Genomic DNA, 21,204 nt, shown 5'->3' with positions numbered 1-21,204 from the left:
GACTTCCGGCCATGCCTAGGTCACGCCGCCCCAGCCGCCTCCTGTTCGCCCTTTTATGCGCCCTGGCGCCGCTGGCCTCAGCGCTGGCCGCGCCAGCCACGTACCACTACGACACCACGCACAGCCAGATCCTCTTCAGCATCGACCACAATGGATTCTCGCGTCCGTTCGGACGGTTCCATATAGCGAAAGGCTGGTTGCGTTTCGATCCGGATGACTGGTCGCAGTCCGCCACCGAGCTGGACATCGACCTGGCCAGCCTGGACATGGGCGATGCGGAGTGGAACGCCGCCGTGCTCAAGCCTGCCTATCTCGACGCCGAGAAATCCCGCTACGCGCATTTCGTCAGCACTTCGGTGGAACGCAAGGACGACACGCATGGTGTCCTGCATGGCAACCTTACGCTGCGCGGGGTGACACATACGGTGGATGTTCCGTTCACCTTCAACCGGCACGGCACCACCATCTACGGCATGCACACCGTGGTGGGTTTCTCGGGTACCGCGATGCTCAATCGCGAGGATTACGGCATCACCGCCACGCCCAACTCCATCGGCCACGGTGTAAGCGTGTGGCTGGAACTGGAAGCCATCGAGCAGGACGCAGCCCCTGGCAACAAGGAATCACCATGAGTTTTCGCAATACCGAGCACCGCTGGGGTTCGGTCGCCAAGTTCTTTCACTGGACCATTGCGTTATTGATCATCGGCAACGGCATCTTCGGCCTGTGCATGGACCTGGCCCATGGCCCGATGCAGAAGATCAACTGGCTGGCGCTGCACAAGTCGATCGGCCTCACCGTGCTGGCGCTGTTCCTGTTGCGCGTACTGTGGCGTCTTGCGAACCGCCCGCCCAAGGACGAACCCACGCCGCGCTGGCAGCATTATCTTGCGCACGGCGTGCATACCACGCTGTACGCGCTGGTCGCGCTGCTGCCGCTGAGCGGCTGGTGGTTCAACTCCATCGTCGGCAAGCCGCTGCAGTACTTCAAGCAGTTCAACCTGCCCGCGCTCACCGAGGCCAATCCGGACGCGGGACATTTCTGGCACGGCGTGCACGAATACCTGTTCTGGTTCCTGGTGCTGTTGCTGGTGCTGCACATCGCCGGTGCGATCAAGCATCACCTGGTCGATCGCGACAACACGTTGCGACGCATGCTCCCCTTCGCCCGCGTGCGCCCGAATTCTCAAGGAGAACGTCGATGAACCGCTTTGCCCGCAAACTCGCCGCACCGTTGTTGCTTGCCTTCGCCCTGCCCGGCTTCGCCAGCGCGGCCGATTACGCCGTGCAGCCTGCCGGCAGTACACTCGGTTTCAGCGGCAGCTTCCAGGGCCAGTCCTTCAATGGCTCGTTCGGCCAGTGGACGGCGGCCATCAGCTACGACGCGGCCAAGCTGGCCACGTCCAAGTTCGATGTCGAGGTCGACCTCGCCAGCGTCAAGACCGGCGACAAGGATCGCGACGGCGCGCTGCCCGGCTCCGATTTCTTCAACATCGCCAAGTTTCCCAAGGCGCATTTCGTCACCACCGGCTTCCGCCAGAACGGCGCCCAAGTCGTTGCCGACGGCAACCTCACCCTGCGCGGCGTGACCAAGCCGGCGAGCCTCAACGTGACGTTCAAGCCGCAGGGCACGGGCGCCACGCTGGATGTCGCCGGTACCGTGAAGCGCCTCGATTTCGGCGTGGGCGGCGGTGATTACGCCGATACGTCGGTGATCGCCAACGAGGTGAAGATCAACGCGCACCTGGTGTTGACCGCCAAGTAATTGCGCTATCTATCCCTGTAGGAGCGCACCCTGTGCGCGACCGCAGCCTCGCAGACCGACGGAAGGTGTGAGGCCGCGGTCGCGCACAGGGTGCGCTCCTACAAAGGTGGTCCGACGAAGGCACGCACCGCCGCCGCATCGAACGGCCAGTCCATCTCGCGGCCATCCTCGCTGTCCCGCAGCACCGGCACGCGGGTGCCATAGCGCGCCTCGAGCGCCTCGTCGTCGTCCACCCACAGGCTGTCGAAATCGGGCGCGCGCGCCTCGGCCATCACGGCCAGCGCCTGGTCGCACAGGTGGCAATAGTCCCGCTGGTAGAGCACGTATCGCATCGGCATAGGGGCTGGACGATACCGTGCGCGGCGACGCGGGGCGAGAGGCTCCCCGGGGCGGCCCGCCGCCGTCGCTGCGCCGCGACAAACGCAATTCCTGCCACCCGCGTAGAATGTACGGTTATCCCCGCCCACTTCGCGTGTCTCTAATGGCTGTCAGCGTTTTCGACCTGTTCAAGATCGGCATTGGTCCGTCTTCCTCGCATACCGTCGGCCCGATGCGCGCCGCGGCGCGGTTCGCCGAACGCTGGCTGGAAGAAAAAGGCGTGCTGGACCGCGTGGTGCGCATCCGTGCGGAGCTCTATGGCTCGCTGGCGATGACCGGTCGCGGCCACGGCACCGACAAGGCGGTGCTACTGGGTTTTGAAGGCGCACATCCGGATACGGTCGATCCCGACCACATTCCCGAGACGCTGCAGCGTATCCGCACCACGCATCGCCTGCGCGTGCTGGGCAAGCACGAGATCGAGTTCGAGGAAAAGCGCGACCTGGTGTTCAACAAGCGCCAGAAGCTGCCGTTCCACACCAACGGCATGCGCTTCTCCGCGTACGATGCCGAGGGCCACGAACTGGCCACGCGCGATTACTACTCCGTGGGCGGCGGCTTCGTGGTGAACCACGACGAGGCGGCCGAAGACCGCATCGTTGCCGACACCACCGAGCAGCCGTATCCGTTTTCCTCGGGCGATGAGTTGCTGGCCCTGTGCGAGAAAAACCACCTCACCATCGCGCAACTGATGCTGGAAAACGAAAAGGTGTGGCGCAGCGAGGCGGAAACGCGCGCCGGCCTGCTCACCATCTGGAAGGCCATGCAGGACTGCGTCAACCGCGGTCTGCGTTCGCCGGGCGTGCTGCCGGGCGGACTGAAGGTGGCGCGTCGCGCGCCGCAGATGGCCGATGATTTGCGTTCGCAGCCGGAAGCCGCGCTGAAGGATCCGCTGACCATCCTCGACTGGGTGAACCTCTACGCGCTCGCCGTGAACGAGGAAAACGCCGCGGGCGGCCGCGTGGTCACCGCGCCGACCAATGGCGCGGCCGGCATCGTGCCGGCGGTGCTCCACTACTACCACCGCTTCTGCCCGAAGTCGGACGAAAACGGCATCGTCGACTTCATGCTCACGGCGGGCGCCATCGGCATCCTCTACAAGGAAAACGCCTCGATTTCCGGTGCCGAAGTGGGCTGCCAGGGCGAAGTGGGCGTGGCCTGCTCGATGGCCGCCGGCGGCCTGACCGCCGCGCTCGGCGGCAACGTGCTGCAGGTAGAGAACGCCGCCGAGATCGGCATGGAACACAACCTCGGCCTCACCTGCGACCCGATCGGCGGCCTGGTGCAGATTCCCTGCATCGAGCGCAACGCGATGGCATCGGTGAAGGCGATCAACGCCAGCCGGATGTCGCTCAAGAGCGACGGCAAGCACCGCGTGTCGCTGGACAAGGTGATCGCCACCATGCGCGACACCGGCCGCGACATGAAGGACAAGTACAAGGAAACCTCGCGCGGCGGCCTGGCGGTGAACGTCATCGAGTGTTGACGGCAGCCACGGCGATGTTGCCGTGAACTAACGACAGCCTTGTAGGAGCGCACCCTGTGCGCGACCCAACGGAGCGGCACACCCGAGCGTCCTGGTCGCGCGCATGTATGACTGAAGTATCGCGACGGCCTCGCTCCGTAGCTGTCGCGCACAGGGTGCGCTCCCACACGAACCATGCAGGGTTTCAGCGGCTCATGTGTCAGAAGGGCTGTTGCCCGCTGCTGCATCCACCCTCGCCTTCAACTGCGCCAATTGCGCGGGCGAAAGTTTTGCCGATGCCTTGGCCAGATAGTCGCCGGCCGACTTGAGCTGTTGCTGGCTGTCCATGCGCTGCGCCAGCGAGATCTCGTACCAGCCTTCGGACGGGTTCTCCGCGATACCGGTGCCCAGCACGTAGGCCACGCCCATCGCGTAGTGGCCCAGCATCTCGTTGCTCGCGATCGCCTTGCGTGCCAACACCACGCCGCGTGCGCCATCCACGGTCACGCCCTGTTTGCCGGTGATGAGGAAATACGCGAGCGTGCCCGCGGCTTTCGCGCTGCCGCCATCGACCGCAGCCTGCAGCCAGCGCAGGCCGACAGCCGTGTCCTGGCGACCGAACAGGCCGCTCACGTAGAACTGGCCCAATGACAGCTGGGCATCGGGATCGCCTTTCTGTGCCGCCGCCGTGAGCAGTTTCTCGGCCAGAGGGACATCCTTGGGCAAGCCCATCTCGCCCGACAGGCGCGCCATCGCCAGCACTTCCATGGCCTTGGCCGAACCCTTGTCGGAGGCTTTCTGCGCCCATTGCAGGGCTTCCTGCGTGCTGCCCGTGGCCAGCAGCGCCACCGCCAACACGGCCATGTGATCGGCGTTCTGATCGATGCCGACGCTCTTGCGCATCCAGTCGATGCCCGCGGGGACGTCGCGCGCCACACCCACGCCGGCCATGGTGGCCGAACCCAGCATCCACGCACCTTCCGCGCTGCCCGCCATGGCGGCCTTGCGGTACCACTCGGTGCCTGCCGCCTTGTCGGCGGCCACCCCGTCATCCTGCAGGGAGCGCCCCAACGCCACTTGCGCCTGCGTGTCGCCCGCCTGGGCGCGCTTGGTCAACGCCTCACGGGTCGCATCGCCCGATGCCGCACTCGCGGCCATCGAAAACGCCGCCATCAGCACCAGCCACGTCGCACGGATCATGCTGCGCCACCCATTGTGGGGAAGTCTCGATACTAGCGGTCCGCCTCGCCCACGCCAATTTGCCAGACGCCAGAGCGAGCCGGATCGCCCGGCACACCGTTTCAGCCGTCGATTCAATGATCTGGCTGTTGCGCTGCGCCACGGCCCGCGCGCCCGGGCGGGCTGACAGTTCCCTGACCGGTCTGTCATTATCCGCCCCTTGTGTCGCCCCCAGGGGCGGCCGCCATGGTGTCGCCCGGGAGGCGGCCCGCCGATTCACTGACCTGGGGACCTGCATGTCTCAATCCTCCATTCGCCGCGACGTCGGCCCGTTCGCCCTGATGCTCACCGGCCTGGGCTCGATCATCGGCTCCGGCTGGCTGTTTGGCGCATGGCGCGCGGCGGGCCTCGCCGGTCCAGGCGCCGTCTGGGCCTGGGTGCTCGGCGCCGCCATCATCATGACCATCGCGCTGACCTATGCCGAACTGGGCGCCATGTTTCCCGAGTCCGGCGGCATGGTGCGCTACAGCCACTATTCGCACGGTTCGCTGGTGGGCTTCATCGGCGCATGGGCCAACTGGATCGCGATCGTCTCGGTGATTCCGGTGGAAGCGGAAGCTTCGGTGCAGTACATGGCCTCGTGGCCGTGGAAGTGGGCACAGGATCTCTATGTGCACATGCCCGACGGCCATGGCGAGCTGACCTTGCCCGGCCTGTACATCGCTGCCGTGCTGGTGCTGATCTACTTCCTGGTCAACTTCTGGAGCGTGAAGCTGTTCGCGCGCTCCAACACGCTGATCACCGTGTTCAAGCTGGTGGTGCCGGCCGCCACCGGCCTGGCCCTGATCGCCAGCGGTTTCCACAGCGAGAACTTCTCGGTCGGCGTGCACGGCGATGCGCATGCCATCGACTTTGCGGCGGTGCTTACCGCGGTGGCCACGGCGGGCATCGTCTTCAGCTTCAACGGTTTTCAAAGTCCGGTGAATCTGGCGGGCGAAGCGCGCAATCCCGGCAAGAGCATTCCGTTCGCGGTGATCGGCTCGATCCTGCTGGCGACCGTGGTCTACATCATCCTGCAGGTGGCCTACCTGGGTTCGGTGCCGCCGGACATGCTGGCCAAGGCCGGCTGGCACGGCATCGATTTCCGCTCGCCGTTCGCCGAGCTGGCCATCATCGTCAATCTGCATTGGCTGGCCATGCTGCTGTACGTGGATGCGTTCATCAGCCCCAGCGGCACCGGCATGACCTACACCGCCACCACCGCGCGCATGATCTACGGCATGGAGCGCAACGGCACGTTGCCGAAGATCCTCGGCAACGTGCACGCCAAGTGGGGCGTGCCGCGTCCGGCGATGTGGTTCAACCTCGCCGTTTCCTACCTGTTCCTGTTCAAGTTCCGCGGCTGGGGCACGCTGGCCGCGGTGATCTCGGTGGCGACCATCATTTCGTATCTCACCGGCCCGGTCAGCGCGATGACGCTGCGCCGCACCGCGCCGAACCTGCATCGTCCGCTGCGCATCGCCGGCTTGCCGATCCTGGCCGGCGTCGCCTTCATCATGGCGACCGAGCTGTTGTACTGGGCACGCTGGCCGCTCACCGGCGAGATCATCCTGCTGATGGTCGTGGCGCTGCCGGTGTACCTGTATTACCAGGCCAAGGTGAAGTGGCACGACTTCGGCCGCCAGCTGAAGGGCGCGTGGTGGCTGATCTTCTATCTGCCGACGCTGGCGCTGGTCTCGTATGCGGGCAGCACCGATTTCGGCGGCCTGGGCTACCTCAGCTACGGCCTGGACCTTGCCGTGGTCGCCGTGGTTGGACTGGTGTTCTACGTGTGGGGCGTGAAGTCCGGCTGGCGCACGCCGTCGGTCGAGGAAGCGGAAGCCAATCCGCACCGGCACGACTGATCACCACCGGCAGGTCATGAAAACGCGCGGCTCATCACCGCGCGTTTTTTTATTGGGGCAATTCGGCAGGCCAGTCGCGCGCAAGCGCGCTCCCACAATGTTGCGTCACCCTTGTGGGAGCGCGCTTGCGCGCGACACACCCTGCGACAAAGTCAAACCAGCGCCAGCACATCCCCCAGCAACGCCTGCGCCGTCACTTCCGGCCCCGCACCCGGCCCCTGGATCACCAGCGGCTGCGTGTTGTAACGCGTCGTGCTGAGCGCGAAGTGGTTGTCGGTGCCGTAGAGGCGCGTGGCGGGATGATTGGCCGGTACTTCGACGAGGCCCACGCGTGCGCGGCCACGCTGGTTGAGGCGGGCAAGAAAGCGTAGCGCGCCGCCGCGCGACTTCGCTTCGGCAAAGCGTGCGGCAAGCGGTTCATCGAGTTCTTCCAGGCGCGAAAGAAAGCTCTCCACGTCGAGCGAGCGCAGGCTTTCCGGCACCAGGCTCTCCACTTCCACTTCATCGGGGCGCAGCGCAAAGCCCGCGCAGCGCGCGAGGATCAGCAGCTTGCGCGCGACGTCTTCACCGGACAGATCGCTGCGGGGATCGGGCTCGGTATAACCCAGCTCGCGTGCCCGGCGCAGCAGTGCGGAGAACGGCTGGCTGCCGTCGTAGTGGTTGAACAGATACGACAGCGAGCCGGAAAACACGCCCTCCAGGGTGAGCAGCGCGTCGCCGCAATGGCGCAGGCGGCGCAAGGTGGAGATCACCGGCAGGCCGGCGCCCACGGTCGCCGAATCGCCATAGCGACCGCCCTGCGCCAGCGCCGCCTGCAGCGCGCGCCAACCCGGCAGATCGCCACCAGCGAGCGACTTGTTGGCCGTCACCACGTGATAGCCGCGCGCCAGCCACTCGGCATGACGCGAGGCGAGCGTGCCGCACGCGGTGGCGTCGATGATCACCTTCAGCGGCGCATCGTTCGCATCGAGCGCGTCGAGCAGCGCGATGTCGTTGCGTGCGTCGCCGTGCGTCTTCAGCTTTTCGCGCAAGGCGCGGTCGGCCAGCGGTTCGGCCTGCGTCTGCTGGCGGCGCGAGTTGGCCGCGCCCACCAGCCGGATCGATGCCGCCGCCGGCGTGTTGAGCAGCTTGAGAAAGGCGCCACCGACCACGCCGGTGCCGAGCAGTACGGCAGCAATGGTGGGCGACGTCCGCGCTTGCGATGCGCCCGCCGTGTCCGCCAGCACCGCACTCATGCAAGCACCCGGCGTTTGCCTTGGCTGACGGCTTCGGCGCGCAGCAGTGCCGCGTCCAGGTCGCGCAGCAGATCGTCGCCATCTTCGATGCCCACCGACAGGCGCAGCAGCGTGTCGGCAATGCCGGCCGCGCGACGGGCTTCGGGCGCCATCGAGGCATGCGTCATCGAGGCGGGATGTGCCACCAGGCTTTCCACGCCACCGAGCGACTCGGCCAGCGAGAAGTAATGCAGGCCATCGACGAAGGCCGCCACCTGATCTTCACTACCTTCCAGCTCGAAGCTCAGCATGGCGCCAAAACCCTGCTGCTGACGCGCAGCGAGCGCGTGGCCGACATGGTTTTCGAGGCCGGGGTAATACACCTTGTGAACTGCCGCATGGCCGTCCAGACGTTCGGCGATGCGCACGGCATTTTCCTGATGCTGGCGCAGGCGCACGTTCAAGGTACGCAGGCCGCGCAGGGTGAGGAAGCTGTCGAACGGCGCGCCGGTAAGACCGTTGCAGTTGCCCCACCACTTCAACTGTTCGGCGACGGCTGCATCGCGCGCCACCACGGCGCCACCCACTACATCGCTATGGCCGTTGATGTACTTGGTGGTCGAGTGCACCACCACGTCGGCGCCCAGGGCCAGCGGTTGCTGCAGGGCCGGCGAGAGGAAGGTGTTGTCCACCACCACCAGCGCGCCCACCGCGTGAGCCGCCTGCGCCACGTGACGGATGTCGGTGATGCGCAGCAGCGGATTGGAGGGCGTCTCCACCCATACCAGCGACGGCTTCAGCGCGAGGCCTTCGGCCAGCGTGTGGGCATGGGTGAGGTCGACGAACTTCACCTGGAAGCGGCCCTTCTTCGCCCACGCATCGAGCAGGCGCCAGGTACCGCCATAGCAATCGTGCGCGGCCAGCACCAGTGATCCGGCCGGCACCAGTTCCAGCGCCAGCGCCACCGCCGCCATGCCGCTAGCCGTCACCACGGCGCCCGCGCCCTGCTCCAACTCGGCCAATGCATCGCCGAGCAGATCGCGCGTGGGATTGCCGCTGCGCGAATAGTCGTAGGCACGCTTGCCGCCCAGCCCGGTGAACGCATAGTTGGTGGACAGATGCAGCGGCGGCACCACGGCGCCGTGCTGGGTGTCCGATTCGATGCCGGCGCGCACGGCGCGGGTGAAGGGGCTGGGGGTGTCGCTCATGCTCAAATCTCCGTGCGTGATGCTTATGAATCGGGTCAACAACCGGCCAGCGCGTCGCGCAGCAGCGGCGCGAGGCGGTCGGTTTCCTTGAGGAAGGCGTCGTGGCCGTAGGGCGACTCGACCACTTCGAGCGTGGCCGGGCCATGCAGGCGACGCTGCAGTTCGCACAGGTCGGCCAGCGGCACCAGCCGGTCGGACGGGAAGCCGATCAGTGTGGCGGGCGCGGCCACCTGCTCCGGCGTCACGTCGTGCAGGTCGATGGACTCGGACAAGGCAAGGAAGCGCTCGACGTCGAAACGCTCGACGAAGCGGCGACCGGCATGTTCGAGATAGTCCTCGACCGGGAAATGGAAGCGGCCGTCGCGATATTCCGGCGCGGCCGTGAAGCGCCGGGCGAATTCCTCGCTGCCGCGATAGGTGGTCATGGCCAGCTGGCGGGCCAGCGCCAGCGCCTGATCGGATTGGCCGCTGGCCTGCCCCAGCCGCACGATGCCGCGCTGGACCGAGCGCTGCGCCGTGGCCAGCGGGTGCGGGCGATGCGCGCCCGCCAGCAACACCAGGCGACCCAGCGCATAGGGATGACGGGCCGCGAAGGCCAGCGCCACCATCGCGCCATAGGACGAACCGATGAAGGCGTGCACGCGGCCGATGCCCAACGCTTCCACCAAGGCGGCGAGTGCGTCGGCCTGGTCTTCGCTGGACACCGCCTGCACGCCCTCGAGGTCGGCCGGGGTGATCCAGTCGATCGAAAGCACACGGAAGCGGTCAAGGTCCAGCGGCTGACCGGCGCCCACCTGGGCCTGCCACCAGCCGGCGGAGGCTTCGCCATCCAGCGTCACCACGTCGCGGGTGGCCGAGATGCCGCCCTGCACGATGACCGTGGGCGCGTCCGGCGCGCCGCACCACAGGTAGCTCACTTCCAGCTCGCACGGCGCGCTGCCGTACTTGGGGCGGATCAGCACACGGCGGCTGCAGCGCTGGGTGGTGAGGTCCGGCCGCATGCTGCCGATGACCGCGGCGGAAGCGGGCACGGCGGGCGGGATGGGTTGCGGCTGGCTGGACATCTGGCTCTTCTCCGGTCGGCATCGACCTGCGGACCGGAGGGGAGAGCAAGGCACGACCGGCGCGAGGCGCGGTGGTGCTGGTTTGCCCTCATCTCGCGGCTTGCGCCCGAAGCGCTGCCGCAGGAATTGGCACCGTCGCGGAAGGGTTCCGCAGGTTGCCCCGGCTTCAAAGGGCCTGTCCCTCCGCCGGTCTCGATGAGTAAAGGGGAATCTAACGACCGCAAGCCATCGTGTCAATAGACGTCTAAACGTCTATGCATCTAGCCATCGACATTTTTCGACGAAAAACGACTGTTACAGCTGCAACCACCCAAAAACCCGTGCCCGGGCTGGCCTGGGCCCGGGCACGAAGGTCGACATCACTGCTTAACCGCGACAAATTGCATGGTTCGATTGCGAAGCTTGTCGTCGAAATGGACGTCCATCGTTTTTCCATCCGCCGATACGGTGGAGGTAAGCACGGCCACGACCTTGCCGTCGCGCTTGTCCGTTTCCACCATCGAATGCGCGCCGGTCTTCTTCACCGTCACGCTGTTGATGCCGGGGTCGCCCTTGTACGGCGCCTCGGTGCCGTCCAGCTTCGCGGCATAAGACTGACCCGTCGGCGCGCTCATGTTGAGCGTGCCGCCCTCTTCCTTGAAGGTGATCTCGGTGGCGTTGTCGGACATGTTGGCCATGCTGGCGGTGAGCCAGGAGCCCGATATCGCATGCGCACCGGCCGGACCGGCAGCCACCTGTTTGAGCTCGGCACTGCCGGTGACCGGCGCGCCGCTGGAGTTGCTGCTGTCGCTGAAATCGACCTTCGCCATCTTGCCGTCGGGCGCCACGGTGGTGGTCGAGGTGGCGACGACCTTGCCGCCCTTCTTGTCGGTTTCCTTGACGGTGTGCGCATCCACCACCTGCACGGCGATCGAATCGAGGTACGGATGCCCGCTGACCGCGTGATCCTGCCCATCGGCCTTGACGCTCACCGGCGGCACGCAGGTCTTGCAGTCGTACATGCCGTCCTTGAGCAGAAGCACGTCGGGCTTCTTGGGCATCTGCACCTTGCTCATGTCGACCTTCCAGGTGCCGTCGAACGGCCCATCGGCCAGTGCGGCAAGCGGAAGCATCAGAAGCAGGCACAGGCCTGCGCAGAGTGGTTTGTTCATGGCATGACTCCCAGAGATAGGAATGACCAGGTCAGACTCTCCCCTGGTGTGACGTCCCTGCCGTGCGGGCGATCCGTTCTTTCGGACCCAGCCGTTCGACCCTACGCCCCGCCCGGAACCGCGCCCATTGGCCGGAAGTGTTAGCTGCGCATTGCCCCGTCGCACGGGGGCTGCAACACTGCCCGCCTCTCTTGCCGCCAGCCGCCGCCGATGTACGTCGCCGCCCATCTCGTTGTCGCCCTCGTCGCCCTGCTCCACGTCTGGTTCCTGGTGCTGGAGATGTTCCTGTGGACCAAGCCCTCAGGCCGCCGCGCGTTCGGCCTGAGCGAGGAGTTCGCCCAGCAATCGAAGGTGCTCGCAGCCAACCAGGGCCTGTACAACGGCTTCCTCGCCGCCGGCCTGTTCTGGGGCTTGTGGCAGGGCGTGGCCGGACGGCCTATCGTGGTGTTCTTCCTGGTCTGCGTGCTGCTGGCCGGGCTGTACGGCGGCTTCACCGCCAGCCGCAAGGTGCTGTGGGTGCAGGCGCTGCCTGCGCTGATCGGCCTGGTCCTGGTCCTGCTTTCCTGAGTCGCTTCGTCCGCACATGAACACCATTCACCAGGAAGCGGTCGGCGACCGCTTCGACCGCCAACACATGCTGCATGCACGCGAGCGCAGCTGGGCCGCCCTGCACGGCATCCGCGAGCGCATGCGCCCGGGAATCAGCGAAGACGAGGCGAAGGCCGAAGCCGCCGAGGTGTTCGCCGCGCTGGGCATGGAGCGGCTGTGGCACCCGGTGATCATCCGCATCGGCAGCAACACCACCAAGACCTACCGCGAGCGCTCCGAGCCGGTCAGGCTGGGCGAGAACGACATCTACTTCATCGACCTCGGGCTGGTGTTCGAAGGCCACGAAGGCGATGTCGGCGACACCTTCGTGATTGGCCACGCACCCCAGCAGCAGGCCTGCGCCGAGGCCGCCCGCGAACTCTTCCACTTCACCGCGAATGCCTGGCATCGCGAGGGCCTGAGCGGCGAGGCGCTGTATGCGTTCGCCGAGCAGCAGGCCCAGGCCATGGGCTGGCGCCTCAACCATGAGATCAAGGGGCATCGCGTCAGCGACTTTCCCCATGCGGTGCACAAGGCGGGCGACCTGGGCGAGTACGGCGAGCGTCCGGCCGATGGCCTGTGGATCCTGGAAATCCAGATCGCTCACCCGACCGAAGCGTACGGCGCTTTTTACGAGGATCTGCTGACCCTCGGCTAGATCCGCGGACGCCTACAACAACCTGTTACGGTGTTTCCGTTAGCATGCAGGCACTTACCCCCGAGTGCCCGGCATGTCCCCTGAGTCTTCCCATCGAACGGCGCAAGCCGCTCGATCCCCGCATGCGGATGCTTCCACCGATCGGCTCAAGTTCAACGGCGACAACGTGTTTCAGCGTGAGTTGCGACGGCGCGTGGAGGCTTATTTCAAGCACAGCGGGCTGAAGCAGCGGGACAGTGCGCGTCTTTACCTGAAGACCGCGATCATCCTGGCGACCTTTGTGGCGTCGTATGTGTTGCTGGTGTTTTTCGCGACTGCCTGGTGGCAAGGGCTGCTGCTGAGCATCGTGCTGGCCGTGGCGACTGCGCAGATCGGCTTCAACATCCAGCACGATGCCGGCCATCAGGCTTTTTCGGAGCGCCGCTGGCTCAACAAGTGCATGGCCATGACGCTCGATCTGGTCGGCGGCAGCTCGTATGTGTGGCACTGGAAGCATGCGCATTTCCACCACACCCATACCAATATCGACGGCTACGACAGCGACATCAACCTCGGTGCGCTGGCGCGATTCGCGCCGCAACAAAAGCACTATTGGCATCACCGCTGGCAGCACATCTATCTGTGGGCGCTCTATGGCCTGACCGTGGTGAGCTGGCACCTGCATGACGATTTCCGCGACGTGATCACCGGCAGCATCGGCAAGCGCCGCTTTCCGCGGCCGCGCGGCAAGGATCTGGCCGTCTTCGTCGTCGGCAAGCTGGTATTCCTCACGCTGGCTCTGGGCCTGCCGTTGCTGTTTCATTCGATCGGCACGGTGTTGCTCTTTTACGCCGTGATCGCCGTGCTGACAGGCCTGCAGCTGGCACTGGTGTTCCAGTTGGCGCACGCGGTCGAAGAAACCGAATTCCCCACGCCGAGCGAGCCGGGGCGCATGAACACACCGTGGGCGATCCATCAGCTGGAGACCACCGCGAACTTCTCGCGCGACAGCCGGATGATCACCTGGCTGGTGGGCGGGCTGAATTTCCAGGTGGAACACCATCTGTTCCCGCGCATCAGCCATATCCATTACCCGGCCATCTCCCCGATCGTCGAGGCGGCCTGCCGCGAATACGGCGTGCCCTACCACGCCAACGCCTCGTTTGGCGCCGGCCTCGCTTCGCACTACCGCTGGTTGCGCCAGATGGGTCGGCCGGAGACCGTGCCGGCCTCGCTGGTACTGGAGCCGCTGGCGCAGAATTGAGCGCCAGTCCCGCCTGCCGGCGGGTTGCCGGCCCCTGGAAAGCTGGCCCCGCTGCCGCCCCGCCCGGCCGGCAGGCCGTTCCACGCTATCATTGGCGGCTAGTCTTCCTGCCGACTCGCCTCAATGTCCGCCCATCTCACCGAAACCCGCCGCCGCCGCACCTTCGCCATCGTCAGCCATCCTGACGCGGGCAAGACCACGCTGACCGAAAAGCTGCTGCTGTTCGGCGGTGCGATCCAGATGGCCGGCTCGGTGAAGGGCCGCAAGGCCGCCCGCCACGCCACCTCCGACTGGATGGCGCTGGAAAAGGAGCGCGGCATCTCGGTGACCTCCTCGGTGATGCAGTTCCCGTATGAAGGGCGCATCGTCAACCTGCTCGACACGCCGGGCCACGCGGACTTCTCCGAAGACACCTACCGCGTGCTCACCGCGGTGGACTCGGCGCTGATGGTGATCGACTGCGCCAAGGGCGTGGAAGAGCGCACGATCAAGCTGATGGAGGTGTGCCGCCTGCGCGATACGCCGATCATGACCTTCATCAACAAGCTCGACCGCGAAGGCCGCTCGCCGATCGAACTGCTGGACGAAGTGGAATCGGTGCTCGGCATCGCCTGCGCGCCGCTGACCTGGCCGATCGGCATGGGCAAGCGCCTGAAGGGCGTGTATCACCTGCTGCTCGACGAAGTGCATGTGTTCGAGCAGGGCAAGAACTTCACCCGCCAGGATTCGACCATCTTCAAGGGCCTCGATGCACCGGGGCTGGAAGCGATGATCGGCGCCGAAGCGCTGTCGGAACTGCGCGACGAACTGGAACTGGTGCAGGGCGCCTCGCATCCGTTCGACCTCGAACAGTATCTCGCCGGCAAGCTCACGCCGGTGTTCTTCGGCTCAGCCGTGAACAATTTCGGCGTGCAACTGCTGCTGGATTTCTTTGTCGAGCACGCGCCTTCGCCCCGCTCGCGCGCCACGCTCACCCGCGAGGTGAAGCCGGATGAAACGGCGCTTACCGGCTTCGTGTTCAAGATCCAGGCGAACATGGACCCGGCGCACCGCGACCGTATCGCCTTCATGCGCGTCTGCTCGGGCACCTACAACGCCGGCATGAAGATGGTGCAGACCCGCACCGGCAAGGACGTGCGCATCGCCAACGCGCTGACCTTCATGGCGAGCGACCGCGAGATCGTCGAGAGCGCCTATCCCGGCGACGTGATCGGCCTGCACAACCACGGCACCATCGGCATCGGCGACACCTTCAGCGAAGGCGAGATGGTCAGCTTCACCGGCATTCCCAACTTCGCGCCGGAGTTGTTCCGCCGTGCGCGCCTGCGCGATCCGCTGAAGATGAAGGCGCTGCAGAAGGGCCTGGCGCAGTTGTCCGAGGAAGGCGCCACGCAGTTCTTCCGTCCGCTGATGAGCAACGACCTGATCCTGGGCGCGGTGGGCGTGCTGCAGTTCGACGTGGTGGCCTATCGCCTGAAGGACGAATACGGCGTGGATGCCAGCTTCGAACCGGTCACCGTGGCCACCGCGCGCTGGATCCATTGCGACGACGCCAAGAAGCTCGAGGAATTCCGCGAGAAGAACGCCAACAACCTGGCCATCGATGCGGCCGGCGAGCTGGTCTACCTGGCGCCGTCACGGGTGAACCTGCAGCTGGCGCAGGAGCGCTCGCCTGCGGTGCGCTTCTCCGCCACGCGCGAGCATGCGACGTCGCTCGAGCTGTAAGGGCGTGTCGCGCACGAGTGCGCTCCCACAAGGGTGAGGAGTCCTGCGGACGACCGCTCCTGTGGGAGCGCACTTGTCTGCGACCGACGCATGACCCTGTAACAAGCCCTCGCCCGGCTGCTACCCTCCCCACTCCAGCAGGGGGATGACACGCATGCCAGCCGCACAGATCGCCTTCATCACGCCCGCCACTGCCACACCATGGCAACGCTGGGTGGTGTTCTCGCCGATGGGTCGCATCGTGTTCTTCGTGGCGCTTCTTGTCGCGATGTTCAAGCTGACGTCCGTTGGCATCAGTGTCACGGGCCTCATGGCGCCGGGCGTCTCGCCGCTCTCGCATGCCATCGGCAATATGCTGATGCGGGTAGTTCCTGCGTTGGTGGCCTACACCATCCTGGTGAAGGCAATCGAACGTCGTCGCATGCAAGAGCTCTCCGCACGCGACATCCCCACGCTGGGCATGGCCGGACTGCTGGTGGGTGCGTTGATGATCAGTACGGTGGTACTGGTGCTCTGGCTTGCCGGCAGTTATCACGTCAGTGGCACCAACCCCGCCGTGAACTGGTTGCCTGCGGTCTTGACCACCGGCCTTGGCGCCGGCATCGCCGAAGAAATCATTACGCGCGGCGTGCTTTTTCGTGCCGTGGAAGAAGGTCTTGGCACCTGGTGGGCACTGGCCATCTCGGCACTGTTCTTCGGTGCCGCGCACATCTTCAACCCCGGCGCCACGCTGTGGAGTTCGCTCGCCATCGCCATCGAAGCCGGCGTGCTGCTCGCCTTGCTCTATCACGTGACCCGTTCGCTATGGCCGTGCATCGGCCTGCATGCGGCATGGAATGTGATGCAAGGCACATTTTTCGGCATCCCGGTGTCCGGCACGGAAGCGCACGGCTGGTTGATCTCCACCCGCACCGGCCCGGACTGGCTGAGCGGCGGCGTGTTCGGTGCGGAGGCATCGGTGGTCGCGCTGATCGTGTGTTCGGCCTGCTCCGCACTGCTGCTGATCGTGGCGCTTCGACGCGGCACCATCGTCCCGCCGGCATGGCAGCGGACCACCGCCAACCGTCTTTAAGTCAGCTATCGTCTTCACAAAACTGCGGATACCCTGAAGGGAACCGCCCCGGCCTGGCAGGACTGCCAGGCCTCGACCTGTGAAGACGTATGCCCGCCTCGAAAAACCGCTATTCCTGGCTGGCCCACCAGCCGATGCAGCAGAAGATCCTGGTCGCGATCGGCACCCTCGTGCTGCTGTTCGTGATCTGCAGCGCGGTCTCCCTGCAATCGTTGTCGAGGCAGGACCTGAGTGCGCGCTGGTCGCGCCACACCTACGCCGTGCGCGCCAGGATCGACGACGTATTCGAGCACTTGCAGGCCAGCCAGCTGTCACTGCGCGGTTATCTGCTCAACCCGGCGGGACAGGAACTGGCCGCGCATCACCAGGCGAATGCGGCACTCGCCAACGACCTGGCCGCACTGCGCGACCTCACCAGCGACAACCCGTTGCAGCAGACCCGCGTCGACCGCATCGAGTCGATGGCCAGCCAGTGGCAGAAAGACGCGATGCAGAACGGCATCGAGCCAATGCAGGCGGTCCACGCGAGCGACGCTGAAGCGGGCACGGAGCGCGTACGCGTGCAGACCGGATACCTCGCGCGCCGCACGGTGTTCATCGCCGATATTCTCGGCCAGCTCAAGCAGATGGACGATACCGAGGCCGGCCTGCTGGCCCAGCGCGAGGCGACCCAGCAGCGCGACGTACGAACGGTGCGCGCGGTCACCTGGATCACCATGCTGCTCAGCCTGCTGCTCGGCGGTTCGGTGGTCTACATGACCTTCCGCCTGATCACCCGGCCGATCCGCCGCATGACCGACCTGATGACGCGGCTGGCCGGACACGATCACAGCGTGGAAATCCGCCAGTTGGAGCGTCGCGACGAAATCGGCGAGATCGCCCGCGCACTGCAGGTGTTCAAGGAAATGTCGATCGAGACGGCGGCGCAGACCTGGGTGAAGACCCAGGTTTCGCAGGTCGCCAGCGACCTGCAGAAAATGGAAACCGAGCGCGCGTTCGCCGAGCAGCTCACCGGCACGCTGGCGCCTCTGCTCGACTGCGGCGTCGGTGTGTTCTACCGCTTCGACGAGCAGGACCGCCGGCTGCGCCTGCAGGGCAGCTACGGCTACCAGCAGCGTCGCCACCTCAGCACCGAATACGCACTGGGCGAAGGCCTGGTCGGTCAGAGCGCGCTGGAACGCAAGACCATCACCCTGCAGGACGTGCCCGACGACTACGTGCGCATCCACTCCGGCAGCGGCGAAGCATCGCCGCGCGCGATCACCGTGTTGCCGCTGGTATTGCGCGACAAGCTGCTCGGCGTGCTGGAACTGGCCAGCTTCCAGCACTTCACCGATCCGCAGCAGCGCCTGCTGGCCGAGCTGCTGCCGATTGCCTCGCTGTCGCTGGAGAACCTGGGGCGCGCCCTCCGCACCCAGGACTTGCTCAAGCGCACCAGCGAACAGGCCGACGAATTGCGTGCCTCCGAGGAGATCCTGCGGCGCCAGCAACAGGACCTGCAGGTCACCAACGAAGAACTCAACGCCAAGACGCAAGAACTGCAGGAGCAATCGCAGCGCCTGCTCGCCTCGGAAGAAGAGCTGCGCGTGCAGACCGAAGAGCTGCAGGCCTCCAACGAGGAGCTTCGCCAGAAGACCGACACGCTCAACCAGCAGAAGCTCGTACTGGAAACACTGCAGCGCGAAACGCAGGAAAAGGCCGAAGAACTGGCGCGGGCCAGCCAGTACAAGTCCGAGTTCCTCGCCAATATGTCGCACGAGCTGCGCACGCCGCTCAACAGCCTGCTGATCCTCTCGCGCAGCCTCGCCGACAACCGCGAAGGCAACCTCGACGGCGAACAAGTGGAATCGGCGCGCATCATCCACGATTCGGGCAGCAACCTGCTGCGCCTGATCAACGACATCCTCGACCTGTCCAAGGTCGAGGCCGGCAAGATGGACGTGGTGCTGGACGATTTCCCGCTGGCGGATCTCGAACGCGCGCTCAAGCGCACCTTCAACCACGTCGCCCACGACAAGCAGCTCGACTTCGTCGTGAAGATCGACCCGGGCCTGCCGGCGACGCTGCGCACCGACGCGCCCAAGCTCGAACAGGTGGCCAACAACCTGATCGGCAATGCGTTCAAGTTCACCCGCCAGGGTTCGGTGACGGTGCACATCGGGCGCCCCTCAGACGCCCTTACGCTGCCGCCGTCGCTGCAGGGCAAGGATGTGATCGCCATTGCCGTCACCGATACCGGCATCGGCATTCCGCCGGAGAAAGCGCAGAAGATCTTCCAGGCCTTCGAGCAGGTCGATGCCAGCACCAGCCGCCAGTACGGCGGCACCGGCCTGGGCCTGACCATTTCCAAGCGGATCGCCGAATTGCTCGATGGCGACATCCTGCTGCACAGCGATGTGGGCCACGGCAGCACCTTCACCATCCTGTTGCCGCTGCAGGGCCCATCGGGCGTTGCCGCTCCCGCGTCCGCCGCTCCTGCCACGCCGGCGTCGGCGCGTCCCGTCATGACCTCGGCGCTGCTGCCCGAATCGATCGAGGACGATCGCGAGAGCATCGAATCGACCGACACGGCCATTCTCATCATCGAGGATGATCCGGTGTTCGCACGCATCCTCGCCGACATGGTTCGCCGCAAGGGCTATCGCGTGCTCGCCGCGGCGGACGGCGAATCCGGGCTTCAGCTGGCGGCGCGCTATCGCCCCACCGGCATCCTGCTCGACGTGATGCTGCCGGGCATGGACGGCTGGACGGTGATCGAGCGGTTGAAGGACAACGCCGCCACCCGCCACGTCCCCGTGCACTTCATTTCGGCGGTGGACGAAGCCAATCGCGGCCGCGATCTCGGCGCCGTAGGCTTTCTCACCAAGCCGGTCAGCCGCGAGGCGATCGGCGATGCGTTCGACCGCCTGCTGCACTTTGCCGAAGGGCGCATGCGCCATCTGCTGATCGTCGACGACGACAGCGATTCGCGCGCCGCCATGCGCACGCTGTTGCGCAACGACGACGTCACCATCGACGAAGCCGGCAGCGCCGAGGAAGCACTGGAGCGCATGGTCGACACCCGCTACGACTGCATCGTGCTCGACCTGGGCCTGCCGGGCATGTCGGGCATCGAGTTCCTCGAGCAGCTCTCCGCCAGCGGCAGCATTCCGCCGGTGGTGGTCTATTCCGGCCGCGAGCTGAGTCGCGAGGAAAGCCTCAAGCTGCGCCAGTACACCGACAGCATCGTGATCAAGGGCGCGCGTTCGCCGGAGCGTCTGCTGGACGAGGTGAGCCTGTTCCTGCACAGCATCCAGGGCGGTCGCGCGCGTCACGCCGCAATCGGCGCTACGGCCGCGCCGCCGTCGCCTTCCGTGCCCGATGCCAGCGAACTGGTCCAGCGCAAGGTGCTGCTGGTGGACGACGACATGCGCAACCTGTTCGCCCTGTCCAAGGTATTGCGCGGCTGGGGCATGCAGGTGTCGATGGCGCAGGACGGCCAGAAGGCGCTCAAGGCGCTGGCCGACAGCGACGACATCGAGCTGGTGCTGATGGACGTGATGATGCCGGTGATGGACGGCTACGACACGATCCGCGAAATCCGCGCGCAGCCGCGACTGGCCAAGCTGCCGATCATCGCGCTCACCGCCAAGGCCATGCGCGGCGATCGCGAGAAGTGTCTCGAAGCCGGTGCCAACGACTACCTGTCCAAACCCATCGACATCGACAAGCTGTCGTCCATGATGCACGTATGGCTGCATCGATGAACAAGCTGGCCGACACGGCACTCGAGGACATCGAGATCGAGCTGTTCGTGCGGGCGCTCAAGCTGCGCCACGGCTACGACTTCACCCAGTACGCACCCGCCTCGCTGCGGCGGCGCGTGCTGCAACTGGCGCATGCGCAACAAGCCGATACGGTCAGCGCGCTGACCACCCGCCTGCTGCACGAGGCCGGATTCCTGCCGGTCGTGCTGGAAGGCCTGTCGGTGCCGGTATCGGAAATGTTCCGCGACCCCGACGTGTTCAAGACGCTGCGCGAGCAGGTGTTTCCGGTGCTCGCTTCCTATCCGCAGATCAACATCTGGCAGGCCGGCTGCGCGCACGGGCAAGAGGTCTATTCGCTGGCCATCCTGCTGGAAGAAGCAGGCCTGTACGAACGCACGCAGATCTACGCCACCGATTTCAACGAAAGCGCGCTCAAGCATGCCCAGGAAGGCATCTACCCGGCCAAGGAGGCGCAACTGTGGTCGCGCAACTACCTCGCCGCTGGCGGCAGCCACACCCTGGCCGACTACTACAGCGCACGCTACGAACTGCTCAAACTGGACCAGCGGCTGCGTCGCAACGTGACGTTCGCCAACCACAACCTGGTCACCGACGAAGTGTTCTGCGAGGCCCACCTGGTGCTGTGCCGCAACGTGCTGATCTACTTTTCCGATCCGCTGCAGGACCGCACGCTGGCGCTGTTCCGCGACAGCCTGGTGCGCGGCGGCTTCCTCTGCCTGGGTACGCGCGAAAGCCTGGACTTCGCCCCTTCGGCCGCCGACTTCACGCCGGTGGATGCGGCTCGCCGCATCTATCGCCTGGGATCGCGCGCGGGCAAGGAATGA

General features: G+C 65.7%; 18 protein-coding genes and 1 riboswitch. Of the genes, 12 read left to right on the top strand and 6 right to left on the bottom strand.

Translation table 11 applies throughout. From position 1 onward, the window contains the following. The first annotated feature begins 11 nt into the window (after nt 1-11). From ACN9MB_RS04525 to ACN9MB_RS04515, 3 genes are read left to right on the top strand one after another with little or no spacing between them, the layout of a single operon-like run. Nucleotides 12-632, top strand: a complete 621-nt coding sequence (locus ACN9MB_RS04525) for a YceI family protein (RefSeq protein WP_426270928.1) — start codon at nt 12-14, stop codon at nt 630-632. Continuing rightward, nucleotides 629-1,204, top strand: a complete 576-nt coding sequence (locus ACN9MB_RS04520) for a cytochrome b (protein WP_204636155.1) — start codon at nt 629-631, stop codon at nt 1,202-1,204. The genes ACN9MB_RS04525 and ACN9MB_RS04520 overlap by 4 nt, the downstream gene beginning before the upstream one ends. After that, a complete protein-coding gene (locus ACN9MB_RS04515) occupies nt 1,201-1,764 on the top strand; it encodes a YceI family protein (RefSeq protein WP_426270927.1) in 564 nt (187 codons plus the stop codon). The genes ACN9MB_RS04520 and ACN9MB_RS04515 overlap by 4 nt, the downstream gene beginning before the upstream one ends. 98 nt (nt 1,765-1,862) lie before the next feature. Here ACN9MB_RS04515 and ACN9MB_RS04510 read toward each other — a convergent pair whose 3' ends face one another. Further along, nucleotides 1,863-2,102, bottom strand: a complete 240-nt coding sequence (locus ACN9MB_RS04510; RefSeq protein ID WP_426270926.1) for a glutaredoxin family protein — start codon at nt 2,100-2,102, stop codon at nt 1,863-1,865. A gap of 143 nt (nt 2,103-2,245) precedes the next feature. Here ACN9MB_RS04510 and ACN9MB_RS04505 point away from each other — a divergent pair, with 143 nt between their 5' ends. Next, on the top strand, nt 2,246-3,628 hold the full coding sequence (locus tag ACN9MB_RS04505; protein WP_204636152.1) for an L-serine ammonia-lyase: 1,383 nt from the start codon (nt 2,246-2,248) through the stop codon (nt 3,626-3,628). Nucleotides 3,629-3,820: 192 nt separating this feature from the next. Here ACN9MB_RS04505 and ACN9MB_RS04500 read toward each other — a convergent pair whose 3' ends face one another. Continuing rightward, nucleotides 3,821-4,807: a tetratricopeptide repeat protein gene (locus ACN9MB_RS04500; RefSeq protein WP_426270925.1), complete on the bottom strand. Its 987-nt coding sequence runs from the start codon at nt 4,805-4,807 to the stop codon at nt 3,821-3,823. A 275-nt stretch (nt 4,808-5,082) separates the two neighbouring features. Here ACN9MB_RS04500 and ACN9MB_RS04495 point away from each other — a divergent pair, with 275 nt between their 5' ends. Further along, entirely contained in the window at nt 5,083-6,690 is a 1,608-nt protein-coding gene (locus ACN9MB_RS04495) for an APC family permease (protein WP_204636150.1), read from the top strand. A gap of 152 nt (nt 6,691-6,842) precedes the next feature. Here the strand turns inward: ACN9MB_RS04495 and ACN9MB_RS04490 are convergent, their stop codons facing one another. The 4 genes from ACN9MB_RS04490 to ACN9MB_RS04475 all read right to left on the bottom strand — a co-directional run bounded on the left by ACN9MB_RS04490 (nt 6,843) and on the right by ACN9MB_RS04475 (nt 11,327). Further along, nucleotides 6,843-7,925, bottom strand: coding sequence for a homoserine dehydrogenase (locus ACN9MB_RS04490; protein ID WP_426270924.1), 1,083 nt, complete (start codon nt 7,923-7,925; stop codon nt 6,843-6,845). After that, entirely contained in the window at nt 7,922-9,112 is a 1,191-nt protein-coding gene (gene metB / locus ACN9MB_RS04485) for a cystathionine gamma-synthase (RefSeq protein WP_426270923.1), read from the bottom strand. Before metB ends, ACN9MB_RS04490 begins: the two co-directional genes overlap by 4 nt. 35 nt (nt 9,113-9,147) lie before the next feature. After that, the gene (metX, locus tag ACN9MB_RS04480) at nt 9,148-10,176 is read right to left on the bottom strand and encodes a homoserine O-succinyltransferase MetX (protein ID WP_426270922.1); all 1,029 of its coding nucleotides are present in this window, start codon (nt 10,174-10,176) and stop codon (nt 9,148-9,150) included. A gap of 85 nt (nt 10,177-10,261) precedes the next feature. Then, nucleotides 10,262-10,378: riboswitch (SAM riboswitch) on the bottom strand. A gap of 157 nt (nt 10,379-10,535) precedes the next feature. Beyond that, entirely contained in the window at nt 10,536-11,327 is a 792-nt protein-coding gene (locus ACN9MB_RS04475) for a hypothetical protein (RefSeq protein ID WP_426270921.1), read from the bottom strand. Between the two features lie 210 nt (nt 11,328-11,537). On the opposite strand from ACN9MB_RS04475, the gene ACN9MB_RS04470 reads away from it, so the two are divergent. From ACN9MB_RS04470 to ACN9MB_RS04440, 7 genes are all read left to right on the top strand, one after another. Then, complete coding sequence (locus ACN9MB_RS04470; protein WP_426270920.1) at nt 11,538-11,894, top strand: DUF1304 domain-containing protein; 357 nt, start codon at nt 11,538-11,540, stop codon at nt 11,892-11,894. Nucleotides 11,895-11,910: 16 nt separating this feature from the next. Beyond that, nucleotides 11,911-12,573 (top strand): M24 family metallopeptidase, encoded by a 663-nt coding sequence (locus tag ACN9MB_RS04465; protein ID WP_426270919.1) that lies wholly within the window; start codon nt 11,911-11,913, stop codon nt 12,571-12,573. A 73-nt stretch (nt 12,574-12,646) separates the two neighbouring features. After that, a complete protein-coding gene (locus ACN9MB_RS04460; protein ID WP_426270918.1) occupies nt 12,647-13,816 on the top strand; it encodes a fatty acid desaturase family protein in 1,170 nt (389 codons plus the stop codon). Nucleotides 13,817-13,939: 123 nt separating this feature from the next. Further along, the gene (locus ACN9MB_RS04455) at nt 13,940-15,541 is read left to right on the top strand and encodes a peptide chain release factor 3 (protein WP_426270917.1); all 1,602 of its coding nucleotides are present in this window, start codon (nt 13,940-13,942) and stop codon (nt 15,539-15,541) included. A gap of 154 nt (nt 15,542-15,695) precedes the next feature. Further along, nucleotides 15,696-16,613, top strand: coding sequence for a CPBP family intramembrane glutamic endopeptidase (locus tag ACN9MB_RS04450; protein WP_426270916.1), 918 nt, complete (start codon nt 15,696-15,698; stop codon nt 16,611-16,613). Between the two features lie 89 nt (nt 16,614-16,702). Continuing rightward, entirely contained in the window at nt 16,703-20,359 is a 3,657-nt protein-coding gene (locus ACN9MB_RS04445; protein ID WP_426270915.1) for a response regulator, read from the top strand. Continuing rightward, nucleotides 20,344-21,204, top strand: coding sequence for a CheR family methyltransferase (locus ACN9MB_RS04440; RefSeq protein WP_426270914.1), 861 nt, complete (start codon nt 20,344-20,346; stop codon nt 21,202-21,204). The genes ACN9MB_RS04445 and ACN9MB_RS04440 overlap by 16 nt, the downstream gene beginning before the upstream one ends.

Origin of the sequence: Dyella kyungheensis, assembly GCF_049913195.1 — a bacterium.
In the GTDB taxonomy this organism is placed as follows: Bacteria; Pseudomonadota; Gammaproteobacteria; order Xanthomonadales; family Rhodanobacteraceae; genus Dyella; species Dyella kyungheensis.
This window is presented reverse-complemented; position numbering and strand designations above follow the sequence as displayed.